The sequence below is a fragment of the Saprospiraceae bacterium genome (assembly GCA_016719615.1).
Classification (GTDB): Bacteria; Bacteroidota; Bacteroidia; order Chitinophagales; family Saprospiraceae; genus Vicinibacter.
In genome coordinates this window covers 1,562,542-1,579,213 of record JADJYQ010000001.1, presented here as the reverse complement: position 1 = coordinate 1,579,213, position 16,672 = coordinate 1,562,542, and the positions used below count along the sequence as shown (strand labels likewise).

Sequence of the window (16,672 nt, the reverse complement as noted above, 5' to 3'; positions counted from 1 at the left end):
ATCACAAATTTAGTAATTTTACGCCTGTAGGCAACGCATGATTAAAACTCCACCTGATTCGATTTATACACTACTCAACGGCAAGAAAATTTCTTTGAGTCGAGATTTCTATTTTCATAGTAGCGATGAAATGGCTCATCATCCATCGTTACTGCATTTGGGCAATAATGGAAAGCTCCATATTCATGAAATGCCAAATATGCCTTACAAACTGGCTTTTGTTGAAAGAGAAAATGCTTCTGAGACTCCTTTAGACAGAATGCCTTTTATCCATATAGCTGAATTGATTCCTGCCATCAGCAAACATTTACCTGAAAATTCATTAACAAACGTTTGTTTGTTTTTGTATGAAAACACAGCTTTGATTTTTATTACGCGATTAAAGGAAATTCTAGCTGTTGAATTGAAACCTTATAAAATTCCGGATGACTTATTATATCATGTGATCCATGCGATCCAAAAAAGTAAGTTAGTTCCTGAATCCGTACATCTTAACTTGGCAGGTGAAATTGCAACGGATTCTGCGATTATGCATAATTTTAGCAGATATTTTAAACAAATCTCTGTGATACCTATGTCCATAGATACCTTATAAAATGCGAATCTCAGGTGGACTTTTAAAAGGTCGCTTATTTTACCCTCCGGCAGATAAATGGCCAACCAGACCAACTACTGACATTGCCCGGGAAGCTTTATTTAATGTTTTGACAAATTTTTTAGATTTCGAGCAGATCAAGGCCTTGGACCTTTTTGGTGGTAGTGGCGCACATACTTATGAAATGGTGTCACGAGGATGTCAGGATGTGAGTTATGTAGATCATCATAAACCATGTCATTCCTTTGTCAGAAAAACCTTATCTACACTTCATATAGAATCACAAGTAAAGCTCTTTCAGATGGATTATCTGGACTTTATACAAACAACTAACTCAAAATTTGATTACATTTTTGCAGGGCCACCATATCCTTTAAAGGCCATTCCTCTCATTCCAGACCAGATTCTACATAGCTCTTTACTAAAGGCAAATGGGATTATAACTTTGGAACACAATCCTGATCATAAGTTTGATTCGCATCCAAACTATTGGAAATCAAAGAACTATGGTCAAACCTTTTTCAGTTTTTTTAAGGGATAGTTTCGTAATTTTGTGGCTTGAATGGACCCAAGTACATACACTTTTCAGGCAGCATTTGAAGAATTATTTAATATCACTGCCAGTTCCAAAGAACTGCACATACAAGCCTGTTCTCCGGAGTTTGATAAAGATTATACGCTAATTTTATTTCCCTGGATTAAAAAATTAAACAAAAAACCTGAAGAAATAGGAGAACTCCTGGGACAAAAACTCATTTCTGAGAATATTATCAGCGATTATCAAATTATCAAAGGCTTTTTCAATTTCAGTTATCCAGACAATTATTGGATGTCACTGCTCAAGACTCCACCAGTAAGTCATAGTGAAGATGGGCAATCTAACATTGAAAAAATTTTGATCGAGTATTGTAGCCCTAATACCAACAAACCATTACATCTTGGGCATGTCAGGAATATACTTTTAGGCTGGTCAGTTTATAAAATCTTAATGGCAAGCGGTCATCACGTGGAAACGACTCAAGTCATAAATGATAGAGGAGTGGCCATCTGCAAAAGTATGTTGGCATGGAAAAAGTGGGGGAATAATTCAACTCCGGAAAATACCGGAATTAAATCAGACCATTTTGTAGGTGATTATTATGTTTTATTCGAAGTAAAATTTCAGGAAGAATACAATATATGGTTAAGTTCTGATGAGGCAGCAAACGTTTATGAGACAAAATTCGGAGAGATCGAACGCAAAGAATTTAAATCCAAATTTAAAAACGAGTATTTCAATTCCATTAGTCCATTAGGGGATGAAATTCGAAAAATGCTAGTTCTCTGGGAGTCAAATGATCATGAAACCATCAAACTTTGGAAACAAATGAACCAATGGGTGTATGATGGATTTGACAAAACTTATAAGCGCCTGCAAATTAAATTTGATCATATTTATTATGAATCTCAAACCTATTTATTAGGAAAAGATATCATTCAAAAAGGACTTCAATCTGGCGTTTTCTATAAAGAACCAGATGGTTCTACTTGGGTCGATCTTGAACCACGAGGTCTTGATAAAAAGATTCTCATGAGAAAAGATGGAACAAGCGTTTATATCACACAAGACCTGGGTACTGCTCAGCAGCGCCATGAGAAACATCAGGCAGATCGCTATATTTATGTAGTAGGAGACGAACAAGATTACCATTTTAAAGTCTTATTCGAAACGCTTAAAGTCTTAAAAGAAAGTTTTGCTGACCACTTATTTCATTTATCCTATGGCATGGTAGATTTGCCTGAAGGAAAAATGAAATCCAGGGAAGGAAATGTCGTTGATGCTGATGATTTAGTGGATAATGTTGTGGAAGAAGCGCGAAAGAGCGCACAGGAAAGAGGAGAAATAGCGATATTACCTGGAGAAGAACAAGAAATTATTTTTAATAAAATTGGAATGGCCGCTTTAAAATATTTTATTTTAAAAGTACATCCAAAAAAGAGAATGCTGTTTGATCCAAAAGAAGCCGTAGATATGCAAGGACATACGGGTCCCTATATTGTGAATGCATATGTAAGAATTCAATCAATACTTAGGAAACAAGATGGCCAAAATTCTATTAATGATCAAAATATTCAAATCAATCGGAATGAAAAATCACTTATTCGGTTGATACATGAATATAATAATATCATTCAAACAGCTGCAAAAGATTTAGACCCATCTCATCTTGCTAATTATTTATATCTGTTAGCCAAAGAATTTCACAAGTATTACCATGATTATAGTATTCTAAATGCAGAAACAGATGAATTAAAATATTTCAGATTACACTTAAGCCGTAAAGTATCAGATATATTAAAAAATGGAATGGAATGTTTAGGTATTGAAATGCCAGACAGAATGTAAATTTTAATGAATGGAAGAAACGAAGAAATCCTTAAATTTTATTGAAGAAATTATAGAAGAAGATATCCGCAATGGAAAACATGGAGGACGGGTGCATACACGTTTTCCACCGGAACCCAATGGTTATCTGCATATTGGGCATGCCAAAGCCATATGTTTAAATTTTGGCCTGGCTTTGAAATACAAAGGAAAAACAAACTTGCGCTTTGATGATACGAATCCGGTTACAGAGGAAACTGAATTTGTAGAATCCATTAAAAAGGATATACAATGGTTAGGGTTTGACTGGGAAGACAGAGAGTATTATGCTTCTGATTATTTTGAACAGCTCTACCAATTTGCAAACGTTTTGATTGAAAAAGGACTGGCTTATGTAGATGATAGCACTGCAGAAGAAATTGCAGAGATGAAAAAATCCCCTACAGAACCGGGCATTCTAAGTCCTTTTAGAAACCGAAGTATCGATGAAAATTTAAATTTATTTTCCAGGATGAAAGCCGGAGAATTTCCCGAAGGCAGTAAAGTACTCAGGGCTAAAATTGATATGTCCTCTCCTAATATGCATTTTCGGGATCCTATCCTCTATAGAATTCTATATAAATCGCATCATAGAACCGGAACTCAATGGTGTATTTATCCAATGTATGATTTTGCACACGGACAATCGGATTCTATTGAAGGCATCACGCATTCAATTTGTACGCTGGAGTTTGAAAATCACAAACCTTTATATAATTGGTTTATCAAAGAACTTGGAATCTTTCCATCTCAACAATACGAATTTGCCAGACTCAATTTGAGCTTTACCGTCATGTCAAAAAGAAAATTGTTGCGCTTGGTTCAGGAAGGTTTTGTCAGTGGGTGGGACGATCCTAGAATGCCTACGATTAGTGCATTTCGGCGAAAAGGATATACTCCTGAATCCCTCAGAAAATTTGCATCAATGGTAGGGATTGCAAAGCGTGATAATATTATTGATCTTTCACTATTGGAATTTGCATTGCGTGAAGATTTAAATAAAACTGCAATTCGCGTCATGGCTATTTCTCAACCACTGCTGATTCATATCACTAATTATCCGAATACTACTGAAGGGCTGGAAATTGAAAATAATCCAGAAATGCCCGAAACTGGAAAAAGAAATGTGCTATTTGGTAATTCAATTTATATAGAACAGGATGATTTCATGGAAAATCCGATCAGCGGATTTTTTAGGTTATGCCCAGGTGGAATGGTGAGATTAAAAGGAGCTTACATTATTCGGTGTGATGAGATCTCAAAAGATGTTAATGGCAATATGATTCAGTTAAATTGCAGCTATATTCCGGAAAGCAAGAGTGGTCAGGATACTTCAGGATTAAAAGTTAAATCGACCATACATTGGGTGGAAGCAGGGAGCTCAGTAAATGCAGAACTTAGGTACTTTGATAAATTATTTACATTGGAAGATCCTAACGAAGCTGAAGATTTTACTAAAGTAATCAACAAAGATTCTCTGTGTGTTTACAGTAATGCTAAATTGGAAGCCAGCCTTTATCATGCGCAAAAGGATGTACATTATCAATTTGTACGGCTTGGATATTTTGTTTTAGATACAGACAGTACGCAACAACACCAGATTTTCAACAGAAGTGTTGGGCTAAAAGATTCTTGGGCTAAAATAAAGGAGAAAAAAAATTAAAACAATGCCTGGAAAACATAAAGTTTTACTTTCCGAATTGCAACTAAATCTCGTAATTGATCGCTTGTGTCATCAGCTCTTAGAACACCATGCACCCTTCACAAATTGTTGCATCATTGGAATTCAGTTAAAAGGAGCAATTTTAGCAGAAAGGATATGTCGTAAATTAGAAATACTAAATCCATCTTATAAAATCCCTTTTGGTAAATTGGATATCACTTTTTCAAGAGATGATTTTAAATCTACCAAAAAACTAGTTACAGCACATCCTACACAAATTAATTTTCTCATCGAAAACAAACAAGTCATTCTCATTGACGATGTATTATACACAGGAAGAACCATACAAGCTGCTTTATTAGAGTTGCAAAATTATGGCAGGCCTGAACGTGTTGAACTTCTGGTATTGGTAGATCGCCGGTTTAACCGACAACTTCCAATTCAAGCTGATTATTACGGAACCAGAATTGATGCCGTTAATCAATCTTATGTAAAAGTGGATCTCAGAGAAGAAGGCGGTGACGATAGAGTTTTGTTTTTTGAGGTAGCCAAACAAAATTAATCCGATGTCAGAACCCAAACTTAGCGTAAAACATCTTGTGGGCATTAAAGAACTGCATGTTGAAGATCTTAGATTGATTTTGGATGTGGCAAAGCAGTTTAAGGAAGTTCTTCAACGGCCAATTAAAAAAGTTCCTTCTCTGAGAGATATAACAGTAGCCAATTTATTTTTTGAGAATTCTACACGTACCCGAATGTCTTTTGAATTGGCTGAAAAAAGATTATCTGCTGATGTCATCAATTTTTCTGCAAGCGGATCATCAGTCTCCAAAGGCGAAACATTACTGGACACCGTTCAAAATATTCTCGCAATGAAGGTAGATATGGTTGTGGTGAGACATCCTAAAGTTGGAGCTGCAAGATTTCTTGCGGAAAGGGTAGAGGCTACGGTTATTAATGCAGGTGACGGTACCCATGAACATCCTACACAAGCTTTATTAGATGCCTTTTCGATTGAAGAATCAATGGGTACACTCAAAGGAGTAAAAGTTGCGCTTGTTGGAGATATCCTTCATAGCAGGGTGGCTCTTAGCAATATTTTGTGTTTAAAAAAATTAGGTGCAAAAATTAAAGTTTGCGGTCCACCTACCATAATACCCAAATATGTAAGCTCACTTGGAATTGAGGTAGATTATAAACTGGAAAACATCCTAAGCTGGGCAGATGTCGTTAACGTTTTAAGAATTCAAACAGAACGAATGGAACTTCAATATTTTCCTTCTGTCAGAGAATATTCCCAATTTTATGGCATCAATAAAGAAAAATTAGACCGCAATGGAAAAAAATTAGTTCTCATGCATCCAGGACCTATCAACAGAGGTGTGGAATTAAATTCAGATGCTGCAGATTCTGATTATTCGATCATATTAGATCAGGTTGAAAATGGAGTTGCCATTCGAATGGCCGTACTCTATTTACTTGCCAATTCCCGAAGCAAGTCAGATGCCTGATGAAGTGTCCCTATCTATTACACTTACCTAAATGGTATCCCAATAAAACTGATACGCTCGAAGGTATTTTTGTCAGAAGACATATTGATTGTACAGATTACGCTTGTAAATCTGTTATTCTTTATATCAGAGCAGCTGAAATAAAGAATAAAGCTTTTCTTTATGAATCGGAAAAAATAAACACTTCAAACTCCATTGAATATAAAGTTTACTACAAAAAACAGATAACCGGAATTCAAGCGCTTGATAAAGTCTTGAAATTTATTGTTTACTATCTTTTATCTCTTAGATGGTTGATTACTATTTATAAAGAACATGGAAAGCCTTCGCTGGTGATGGTGCATGTACTTCTGCGACAAGGATTCACAGCATGGATGTTAAAGGTCTTCTTTAATATACCATACCTGATCATAGAACACAGTACATTTTATCTCCAAAATTATTTTACGCCAATAGAAAATATTAAAAACAAGCTTCGAAAATTTGTTCTCATTCATTCAAATGGCCTCATGGCTGTTTCAAATAATCTACTTTTTGCAATGAGCAAAATTGGTTTATCGAATCCGAATTCTTTACAGGTCTATAATTCGGTTAACACGCAAATATTTTATCCAAAAAAAAGACTGAAAGATCAGAATTATAATGTTTTACATGTTTCTGAGTTTAATGATGCTCATAAAAATGTACTTGGAATTTTACGAGCGTTTCAAAATATGTTGTCGGCGTATCCGAATATTCATTTGCACTTGGTAGGTTATGGCCGAGATACAAACGTGATTTTACAACACATCCAAAAAAATGGGCTTCAAAATAACATACATTATAAAGGACAACTAGAAGGTGAGACTCTGGCCAACGAATATAGAAATGCAGATGTGTTTGTTTTATTCAGTAATAAGGAAAATATGCCTTGTGTCATCGCGGAATCACTTTGCTGTGGAACTCCGGTGATCGCTACACGTGTGGGCGGCATACCCGAAATCATAAATTCAAGCAACGGTGTACTTATAGATGTAGGAGATGAAAAAGCGCTCACAAAAGCAATTACCCAATGTTTCAATTCAGAACATATATTTGACCGAGATGTAATCGCGATTAATGCCTTACAATTATTCAGCGAAAATTCCGTTGGAGAATCATTGCTGAAAATATACACTAAAATTAAACCTGATTTGGTTAAATAATTGTTATTGAAAAGCATATACATTTTATAAATTGAATGGTATTATAATTTTGACTTTGTTAATCAGAAGAACTATATGAGCTATCATAATATTTTAAGCAAGTTTATTTCGACATTATTTATCCTTTCATTTTTATTCGGAAATCTAGATGCACAGGCCTATAAAATTAAAGTTAATTTTAAGGGCTATGAAAATGATACACTTTTGTTGGGCTATTATTTTGGGGATAAACAATATATAAAAGACACAGCCTATAAATCCAAAGATGGCACTTTTACATTTCAGAGTGATACCTTGTTAGAACCCGGGATGTATTTGGTCGTCACACAGCCCGAGCATAATTATATACAAATTCTCATTGACAAGGAACAACAAAAATTTGCCATTGAATCTGAAGCTGCGTATTTAAATGAAAAATTGAAATTTCACGGATCAAAGCTTAATCAAGATTTTAATGCTTACATAGATTTTCTTTCTGATAAGAGAATGCTCGCTGATTCCCTAAATGCGCTTTTAAAAAATGCTAAAGATGAACAGGAAAAGACTTTGACAAAATCAAAATTAGAGTTGGTCGATAAATTAGTTAAAGATAAACAACAAGAAATTCTTCAGTCCCAAGCTAAATCTATCCTGAGTCTGGTGCTTCGCTGGAGTCTGGATGTTCAGGTGCCTGAATTTACTGATGCTAAACCAGAAGATCGGGAACTCCTTGCTTTTCAATATTACAAAAAGCATTTTTTTGATCAAGCTGAATTTCAAGATGACAGAAATGTGCGATTGCCACTCTTTTATCAGAAAGTTTCTAGATATCTTGAGCGATTGACCGTGCAACATCCTGATTCAATCAATTTAGCTTTAGATATGATCTTATCGAAACTAACACCAGAGTCTCAAAATCACAAGTTTTTGCTAAGTCATTTTTTGAATACCTATGCTAACTCAAAATATGTGGGTATGGATGGGGTATATGTTCATTTGGTAGAAAATTATTATGCAAAAGGCAAAGCTCCATGGATCGATGCCGAAAATCTTGCAAAAATGACCAAAGACGCTAAAGCATTAAAGCCTTTGTTGATAGACCGCATTGCTCCTGATATTTTGCTATTTAAAGAAGATTCAACGGCATTCAGATTACACGACATTAAAAGTCCATATACCGTACTTATATTTTGGGCACCGGATTGCGGTCATTGCAAAAAATCGATCCCATTTGTAAATGAATTTTATGAAAAATTCAAAAATAGGGGAGTTGAGGTGCTAGCTGTTTGCTCCCAAATTGGCACAGAAGCAAAAAAAGCATGTTTTGACGCTGTTAAATCACACAACATGTTATCCTATATCAATGCCTATGATCCGAGCCATGTTTCAAGGTTCAAAATAATTTATGATTTAAAAACGACTCCTCAAATATATATCTTAGATGCTTCAAAGAAAATTTTAACAAAAAAAATAGGGGCTGAACAATTGAACGAAATAATGGATAAACTGTTATCTTTTAAATAACAACACATAGGAAAATCTGGATTTGTAAAGTTACAAAAGGAAAATTTAGATTTTATTAGTACATATTATAAAAAGTTATAATATATTTGCTACTGGCAGCCAACTGCCTATTTGTAACTTTTAAACCATCGAGTATGACCTATTCTAGAACCACCCCTGGGGCTATAGCCCTGCTATGCCTTCTCAGTTTATTTATGAGTTGCTCTAAAACTGAGTTAGCCACACCTAATTCTTCTTTTCTTAATGACAAAAGCTCCAATTTTATAACTGATTGGACTGCTTTATCGCTGGAGCTTAGTAGTCAATGCAATGGCTATTCAGAACCTATTACAAGTAGAGCGATGTTTTATTCGGCATTAACGATGTATGAATCCTTACAGCCTGGATTGCGTCAAACCAAGTCTCTACAATTAAAACTTAATAATTTTAATACAACTTTACCTCAAGCTGATCCGGGACTAGCCTATAATTACCTAATTACGGCCAGCCAATCCATGTATAGAATTACATTAGAACTTTTTAAGTCCTCCGGAAGTGAAAATCTTAAGAAAGTCGAAATCCTGCGAGACAAATATCTACAATCTGAATCAGTAGAGTTAGATCCCGATATCATCAAGCGTTCTCTTGATTTAGGAAATGAAATTGCCTGGAAAATGATTTCTTTTTCAGAAAATGACGGAAAGGCAAATGCATATTTAAATCCTAGTCCAGCTTATATCATTTCAAATGATCCTGCCATATGGAGACCGACACCACCAGATTATTTTTCAAAGCCTATATTGCCCGATTGGGGCTCTGCTAAAATTTGTTTTGCTGAGAACTCGGAACTTGTATCAGCCATGAAATCGGAAGTTCTAAAATATTCTGATTCTCAAAATTCTATCATTTATGCAGAAGCTTTTGAAGTATATAATCTGTCCATAAATTTAGATTCCCAGCAAAGAGATTATCTTGAATATTGGAACTCAAAAATGGACTTTCATGCATCTCCCTTATTGCATAATTACCTGCTTATGATGCAATTGATCGAGGAACATAATCTCCATTTGGAGCCTGCACTTAAGTTGTTTGTGAGATTGGCAATCGCACAATATGAGGCTTATGTAATCAGTTGGGATATAAAATATAAGACCAATTTATTGAGACCTTCCACTTATATCAAGCAACACATTGACAGATATTATATTCCAGAATATTCAAGTCCGGCAACCCCTGAATTTGTTTCAGATAAAGCAGTAATTTATAATGCAAGTGCACGCATTTTTAGTGAAACTTTTGGATTTCGTTTGCCCTTTATGGATTATACCCAAAGCATGCGCAAAGATCTGAGAGAAAATAGAATATTTTTTGAATCATTCGAACAAATGGCAAAAGTAGCAGCTTATTCGGATCTTTACAGCGCTTCTCAATTTCGTTCAAGCATTGTCAATGGCTTAAACATAGGTAATGCCATTGCTGGTCAGGTTATGAAGCTGAAATTAGACTAATAAAAAATAAATTTTCATTTAAGGAATTAAAAATAGCTCTTCTAGTAGGAGCTATTTTTTTTGCTTTTTAAATGGATTCCACTCTTTTATTTTATTCTTAATGCTATCCCTACTGCTTCCACCAGGAATAATTTTATGTCCCAGCGAATCCAATGGTCCCTTTAATAAATCCGAAGCTTTATTAGAAATAGACGTATCAAGCTTTTTCAATAATTCCTCTTGAGCCGATTCCTTAAGCTTATCCAATTGGTGCTCACCCTTAGCTTTTATTGAATCTGCGATTCTATCGATTCCATCTTTGGCCTTATTTTGAAGATCTTCTATAATCTCTCCTTTTTTAGCGGCCAGAGAGTCTTTTATCAAATCCATACCTTGCTCCAATCCATTTCCGCTACTTTGAGTTGCGGATTTTGGTTTTAACCCAACTTTAATGTTAGGCTTAAGAATACTGCCACCTAATTTTACATGAATCAGCATTTCTGAACTCAGTTTTTGATTGAAGCCTATTTTAGACATGATTTCATTATAATACTGGATCCCTTCATCGAGCTTAATGGTATTTAGGATTGCTTTAGTTTTATGAGATGGAATATCAAAAAATAGATTATAGGCCATATCACCTTCCAAAGGATGCATACCATCTGCAATTAATGTGACATCTCCGATATTTTTAGAGAATTCAGATATTTTGACGATTCCTTTCTCTACAGTGATCCAATTTTTAGAATTTTTTATATTTAAACTTGCCAATTCTTTTACATTCACTCTGGATGCAATATCCTGAAGAGGTTTAAATCCTTTAATAGCTCCTTCGAGTGTTTCTATGATCCCATCAATATTGACAGTCATCAGATCCGGAAAATTATCTTTCTTCAAGGCGCCCTGAAAAATAAAAGTACTATTAAAGAACCCGTCGATGTAATTAAATAAAGGAGCCAGTTTTGCGACCGTATGAAAAGATTTAAAAGCATTTTTAAATTCCAACTTCTTGAGATCATATTTAAAATTAAACACCGGCTGGGTATTGGTTTTGGCTTCAAATAAACCGCTTAATTGCATCTTCCCGCTTGCGACTTCTGCGGTAGCACTCTGTATTTCAAGCGTTTGCTCAATTAATCGCATACTACCATTAAGTTTATTTAAAGTCAATGGGGAAAACTTCATCGTTGCCGCTGAAAATTGTATTTGAAGATCCATATTTTCAGGTAAACTAAAATAAATCTCAGATGGTGTTGCTGCACCCACAGTACTTTCAGGTACCTGCATCAGTTTATCGAGATCAAGAATTGCTGCAGTCAAATGGAGTTGTCCTTTGAGAACTTTATCTGACAACGAATAGTCCATAATATTATCAAAATCTGCCGAACCTTGAACGATATTATCATTAATGACTGCTTCCATTTTGGGAATTTTAAGCTTATTTCCTGACAACATTCCTTCTCCATGAGCTGCTTTAATTTGGTAGGTATCAAATTTAATATTTTCAATTCGAGATCTGAAGAAAATTTGATAGTTTAAAAATGGCGTTCCAACTGAATTGGATACGGATGGTACATTAACCTTACTATCGTTGGCAACTGAATTTCTAAGCTCATCCAAATCAAGCAAATCCGAAGTATGAACAAGGTTCATATTTACAATTCCATTCGTAGTTAATAAATTTAAAGGTTGCATCACTTTGCCACTTATATGAAAATCACTTTGCCCATAAAATAATTTTACATTTACAATATCCCACTGCTTTGGAGTAAACATGATTTGGGCGTTGGGTATTCTTGTATCAAGTATTCCATTCGATTTAAAAATAAAATCGGTCAATTTACATTCGCCATCAAATTTCAAATTGCTATAATCATTATTTTCAATAGCGTACTTGTTAAATTTGAAATCAGAAATTAGATTAAGTTTTCCTTGGAGTAAATCGCCATCTTCCATAGGATAAAATGCCTGAATTTGTGCTAAAGATAAGTTCGCATTTATCGAACCTTTGGTATCAAATTTATTCTTTAGATCATCTATTCTCAATTGACCTGTTATAGATTCTTCATCCAATGTAAAACCAAAATTGCTAAGCTCCAGATAACTGTTTGACATGTCGTTGGAAGCATTTTCCGAATGAAGATTTAAATTGAAATTTCGCAATTTCAAGTTTTTTTCAGGATATTTTAATTCTCCATTCTGAATATCTAATTTAACTTTCCAGGAAGGATAGATTTTATTGCTATCGGAATACGCACCGTCAATCATACCGTCGAGACTAACTTTACCCGAAGAAACGACTTGTTTAAAATCCTTAGTATATGCGTTTGGTAAGATACTAAAGATATCCTTAAATTCTGTAGAAGGCGAATTCATTAGAAATTTATCAAAAACGATCTCTCCATAATTTATTTTTATGCCACCTTGATAATTTATACTAAATTCATTCAATTGCAATTTAGATGGAGCAATCAGGATGGATTTACCATCGTCATATAATTCTAAATTGTTCACTGCGTGTATTTGTACATTTTTAAGTAAAGCCACTGAATTTTCGACAAAACTTAAACTTTCAATCGTCGTGATACTTTGCGTTTTTTGTCCTTTGGCAAACTGTTCAAAGGATCCTTTTTGTTGTATCCCAGAAATGACAAGTTCCTGATTTGTATATAAATCAGTGTAATTCAAAGAAGAGTTATTGATTTCGTAGTCATCAATTTTAAACTGAAAGTCCGACTGCTTTGATTGTGCACTTGAATTTGCTTGTACCATTTGGAAATTTCCCTGTAGCGAATCGTATTGAATAATGTTAATCTGAGCAGTATTCATGCGAATTGTTGAAATATTGAAGGTCTCTTTATTCATTAAAACATCCCATAATCCCAGAGAGATAAAAACTTCTTTGGCCTTAAATATTTCAGAAGTATCGGCTGCCACAAAAGACTTGCAAACAGGCTCGACCAATCCCAGTGATAAATTCGGAAAATCTCTGAACAAGGATAGCTTCAAATCCTTAAAATCAAAGGATCCAATGATAGCAGCATTTACTTCACGACGAATCTGATCATTTAAACGATCTTTAAACAAAAAGGGAAGGGCGCTCATTAATAATAAGATCAAGCCCAGCATGATCCCCAATATTTTCAAGAATTTCTTCATAAACATACTCATTAAAATATAAAACAAATTTAGCCCGGTTTAAGTTTTTTAAAATTTAAAGCTTAACTTTTAATTACTTTGCGACATGAACCTTTTGGAAATTGCAGATTTACGTATAGGTTTTACAGATTTACCAGAACAGGATGTTTTGAAGGGCATAAACCTGAGTATTCCTCATGCATCTATTACAGGACTCGTTGGTGAAAGTGGCTCAGGAAAAACAATCACAGCTTATAGTATCTTAAAGCTCCTCGATGTTAAAGCAAAGCTTAGAACTGGCTCTATTTCTTTTGATAATGGAAACCAAATTGTAAATCTATTAAATTTAGAAAGCGAGGCCTTGCGCAAAATCAGAGGCCATCAGATAACTATGGTTTTTCAGGAAGCCATGGCTGCTATGAATCCTGTATTAAAATGCGGATTTCAGGTTTCAGAAGTTGTGAAAGCTCATTTCAACTTGTCAAAAAGTGAAATTAAGGATCAAACCTTTGAGGCATTTCTAAAAGTTGGGCTTGAGGACCCTCAAAGGATATACAATTCATATCCATTTGAATTGTCAGGAGGGCAAATCCAAAGAGTTTTAATAGCATTAGCCATTATTAATAAGCCCAAACTGATCATTGCCGATGAACCTACTACTGCTTTAGATGTAAATATGCAAAAAAAAGTTCTGGACCTCTTCAAAGAAATTCATGCAGAACTTGGGAGTTCAATTCTTTTTATAAGTCATGATCTAGGTTTGGTGAAAGATTTGTGTCACCAAATTTCTGTCATGCGGTATGGGCAAATAGTTGAATCCGGAAGTGTCAATGATGTTTTTAATAAGCCTAAACATCCTTATACCAGAGGATTACTACACTGTAAACCACCTTTAACCCAAAAGCTTAAAAAGCTATTTACTCTTAATGATTTTATTGAATCCACGGATGAAAAGACCAAGCCCGTAGAAAATTATTCTGTTGAAGAACTGAAGTCCAAAAACAAACAATTGCAAGACTCAGCAGAACTATTGTCGGTTCAAAATCTTTCGATTCAATATGATACCAGGTCTGATTTCTTTCTTCGTAAAAAACAAAAACATATAGCTGTTTCTGATGTAAGTTTTTCTATTAAACAAGGAGAAGTTTTAGGGCTGGTTGGTGAATCGGGTAGTGGCAAAACCTCTATAGGAAGATGCATCGTCCGTTTATTAAATCCCGAAAAAGGACATATTCGTTATTTGGGTGAGGATATTCTTACTTTATCTGGTAGCGCGTTATTACCTCTGCGAAAGGAAATACAAATGATTTTTCAAGATCCTTATTCCTCCTTAAATCCAAGGCAAAAAATAGGAGAGGCCATTCAGGAGCCTCTTGAAATTCATAAGTTACATGGCCATTCAAAACAAAGAAAAGACAGGGCAATGGAGCTTTTGAATATCGTTGGAATGGAAACTCATCATTATGATAGGTATCCCCATCAATTTTCCGGTGGCCAAAGGCAACGCATTTGCATAGCCCGGGCCTTGAGCGTGGAACCAAAATTACTTGTATGTGACGAACCTGTTTCTGCTTTGGATGTGTCAGTACAAGCTCAGATCCTGAACCTCTTCAAAGAATTACAGGAAAAGTTTAAACTAAGTTATTTGTTTATCAGCCATGATCTTGCTGTGGTCCACTTTATTGCAGATAGAATTATTGTTTTACAAAATGGGGCTATCGTAGAAGAAGGATTTAGCAGCCAGGTGATAAGTCATCCTCAAAATAAATATACCCAGAGTTTGTTAAATGCCACACCGCAATAATTTATATTTTCAGCTTGGATCCATTGATAAATTCTACACCCGACATTGCTTTTTTTCCTTCTGGTTTAATAAGCAACAATTCAATAAAACCATCTGTGCATACGAGGTATAATTTTCTTTGATTGGATCGCAATGTACCGGGAGTTTCGTTGTGCAACTCAACTATTTTATCTGCCTTAAGTACTTTAATTGCGCTTCCATTCCATTCAAACCAGGCACAAGGATAGGGGAGTAATGCCCTGATTTTATTATAAATTGCTTGGACGTTTTCATTCTTATTCAATTGGCAATCTTCTCTAAATATTTTTGGAGCAGCTGTGACTTTAGATTCGTCCTGGACAGAATATTTTGCTTTTCCACTTTCAATAGCCTCAAGTACTTCTATGAGCAATTCGGCACCAAGACCTTTCATTTGATCATAGATTTCACCACCTGTGGTATTTTCGCCAATAGGCATCATTTTTTGTTGAATAATTTGGCCTGTATCTATTTTGCTGTCAAGCTTAAAAACAGTTAAACCAGTGTGGCTTTCTCCTGCCATAATAGCTCTTTGTATAGGCGCTGCGCCTCTATATTTTGGCAATAAACTACCATGCAGGTTTATGGCCCCCCAAATAGACTTATCCATTAGTATAGGCGGAATCATTCGAAATGCTACCACTACAAAAATATCGGGTTTCAATTTATCAATTTCAGCTAAAAAGTGTCCAGATTTTAAGTTCACAGGTTGAAATAACTTAACATGATGCGCCAAGGCCCATTTTTTAACTTCCGTTTCTTGTAAATGATGGCCTCTTCCTGCCGGTTTATCTGAAGCCGTAACGACGGCCAATAATTCATGCTTTTTTGAAATTGCTTCAAGTGATGGAATCGCAAAATCCGGGGAGCCCATAAATATGATCCGCATAATATTTAAGTCTAATTGAATTAAATTAATTCTAATTTTGCATGATAGCCTTTCTGCTAAATTCTTGTTAACCTATTGGTTATGAATAAACTAATAAATATTTTACCAGTTATTCTCCTTACGCATACTTTAAGTATGACAATTCAGACAAGTGCTTCAAATGTAGTTCAAAACCATTGCAAAATAAGCTCAAGTTTTCAAAAATCTTTATATCCGCAATCAAGAGATCTTCAATCTGAAAACCATCCATTTTACGTCATATCAGGAAGCTTCCTCATTCAGAAGAATGCGATTAAAAAAGTGGCTTTACTAAAAAAAGCAGGTTATCTTAAAACATCTATTAAAATTTTTCCTGAGTCAGAATATTATTCAATAGTTGTTGATAGCTTCTCTACAGAGACTGAAGCAATAAACCTCAAAGAAAATTTGGCACATCAAAAATTTGAGTGTTTTATAAAGCGTTTAATTCCGTAAAATGGGATCCATACTGAAAGTAA

At 34.9% G+C, this 16,672-nt stretch carries 13 protein-coding genes; 11 read left to right on the top strand and 2 right to left on the bottom strand.

Translation table 11 applies throughout. The annotated features are described in order from the left end of the window. Window positions 1–37 precede the first annotated feature (37 nt). The 9 genes from IPM92_06535 to IPM92_06495 all read left to right on the top strand — a co-directional run bounded on the left by IPM92_06535 (window position 38) and on the right by IPM92_06495 (window position 10,347). A complete protein-coding gene (locus tag IPM92_06535) occupies window positions 38–595 on the top strand; it encodes a DUF3822 family protein (protein ID MBK9108037.1) in 558 nt (185 codons plus the stop codon). Between the two features lies 1 nt (window position 596). Then, window positions 597–1,136, top strand: a complete 540-nt coding sequence (locus tag IPM92_06530; GenBank protein ID MBK9108036.1) for an RsmD family RNA methyltransferase — start codon at window positions 597–599, stop codon at window positions 1,134–1,136. A gap of 21 nt (window positions 1,137–1,157) precedes the next feature. After that, window positions 1,158–2,981 (top strand): arginine--tRNA ligase, encoded by a 1,824-nt coding sequence (locus tag IPM92_06525; GenBank protein MBK9108035.1) that lies wholly within the window; start codon window positions 1,158–1,160, stop codon window positions 2,979–2,981. Between the two features lie 10 nt (window positions 2,982–2,991). Continuing rightward, window positions 2,992–4,662 (top strand): glutamine--tRNA ligase/YqeY domain fusion protein, encoded by a 1,671-nt coding sequence (locus IPM92_06520; GenBank protein ID MBK9108034.1) that lies wholly within the window; start codon window positions 2,992–2,994, stop codon window positions 4,660–4,662. 4 nt (window positions 4,663–4,666) lie between these two features. Beyond that, window positions 4,667–5,224, top strand: a complete 558-nt coding sequence (gene pyrR, locus IPM92_06515; protein MBK9108033.1) for a bifunctional pyr operon transcriptional regulator/uracil phosphoribosyltransferase PyrR — start codon at window positions 4,667–4,669, stop codon at window positions 5,222–5,224. A gap of 4 nt (window positions 5,225–5,228) precedes the next feature. Then, a complete protein-coding gene (locus tag IPM92_06510) occupies window positions 5,229–6,173 on the top strand; it encodes an aspartate carbamoyltransferase catalytic subunit (protein MBK9108032.1) in 945 nt (314 codons plus the stop codon). Next, the gene (locus IPM92_06505) at window positions 6,173–7,357 is read left to right on the top strand and encodes a glycosyltransferase (protein ID MBK9108031.1); all 1,185 of its coding nucleotides are present in this window, start codon (window positions 6,173–6,175) and stop codon (window positions 7,355–7,357) included. Before IPM92_06510 ends, IPM92_06505 begins: the two co-directional genes overlap by 1 nt. A gap of 75 nt (window positions 7,358–7,432) precedes the next feature. Next, window positions 7,433–8,860 (top strand): redoxin family protein, encoded by a 1,428-nt coding sequence (locus IPM92_06500; protein ID MBK9108030.1) that lies wholly within the window; start codon window positions 7,433–7,435, stop codon window positions 8,858–8,860. 134 nt (window positions 8,861–8,994) lie between these two features. After that, window positions 8,995–10,347, top strand: a complete 1,353-nt coding sequence (locus IPM92_06495; GenBank protein MBK9108029.1) for a hypothetical protein — start codon at window positions 8,995–8,997, stop codon at window positions 10,345–10,347. Window positions 10,348–10,398: 51 nt separating this feature from the next. Here IPM92_06495 and IPM92_06490 read toward each other — a convergent pair whose 3' ends face one another. Next, the gene (locus IPM92_06490) at window positions 10,399–13,485 is read right to left on the bottom strand and encodes a hypothetical protein (GenBank protein MBK9108028.1); all 3,087 of its coding nucleotides are present in this window, start codon (window positions 13,483–13,485) and stop codon (window positions 10,399–10,401) included. 85 nt (window positions 13,486–13,570) lie between these two features. Between IPM92_06490 and IPM92_06485 the strand changes: the two genes are divergently transcribed. After that, a complete protein-coding gene (locus tag IPM92_06485; protein MBK9108027.1) occupies window positions 13,571–15,268 on the top strand; it encodes an ABC transporter ATP-binding protein in 1,698 nt (565 codons plus the stop codon). A gap of 1 nt (window position 15,269) precedes the next feature. Here IPM92_06485 and IPM92_06480 read toward each other — a convergent pair whose 3' ends face one another. Beyond that, the gene (locus tag IPM92_06480; GenBank protein ID MBK9108026.1) at window positions 15,270–16,175 is read right to left on the bottom strand and encodes a methionyl-tRNA formyltransferase; all 906 of its coding nucleotides are present in this window, start codon (window positions 16,173–16,175) and stop codon (window positions 15,270–15,272) included. Between the two features lie 81 nt (window positions 16,176–16,256). On the opposite strand from IPM92_06480, the gene IPM92_06475 reads away from it, so the two are divergent. After that, window positions 16,257–16,649: an SPOR domain-containing protein gene (locus tag IPM92_06475; GenBank protein ID MBK9108025.1), complete on the top strand. Its 393-nt coding sequence runs from the start codon at window positions 16,257–16,259 to the stop codon at window positions 16,647–16,649. The last annotated feature ends 23 nt before the right edge of the window (window positions 16,650–16,672 follow it).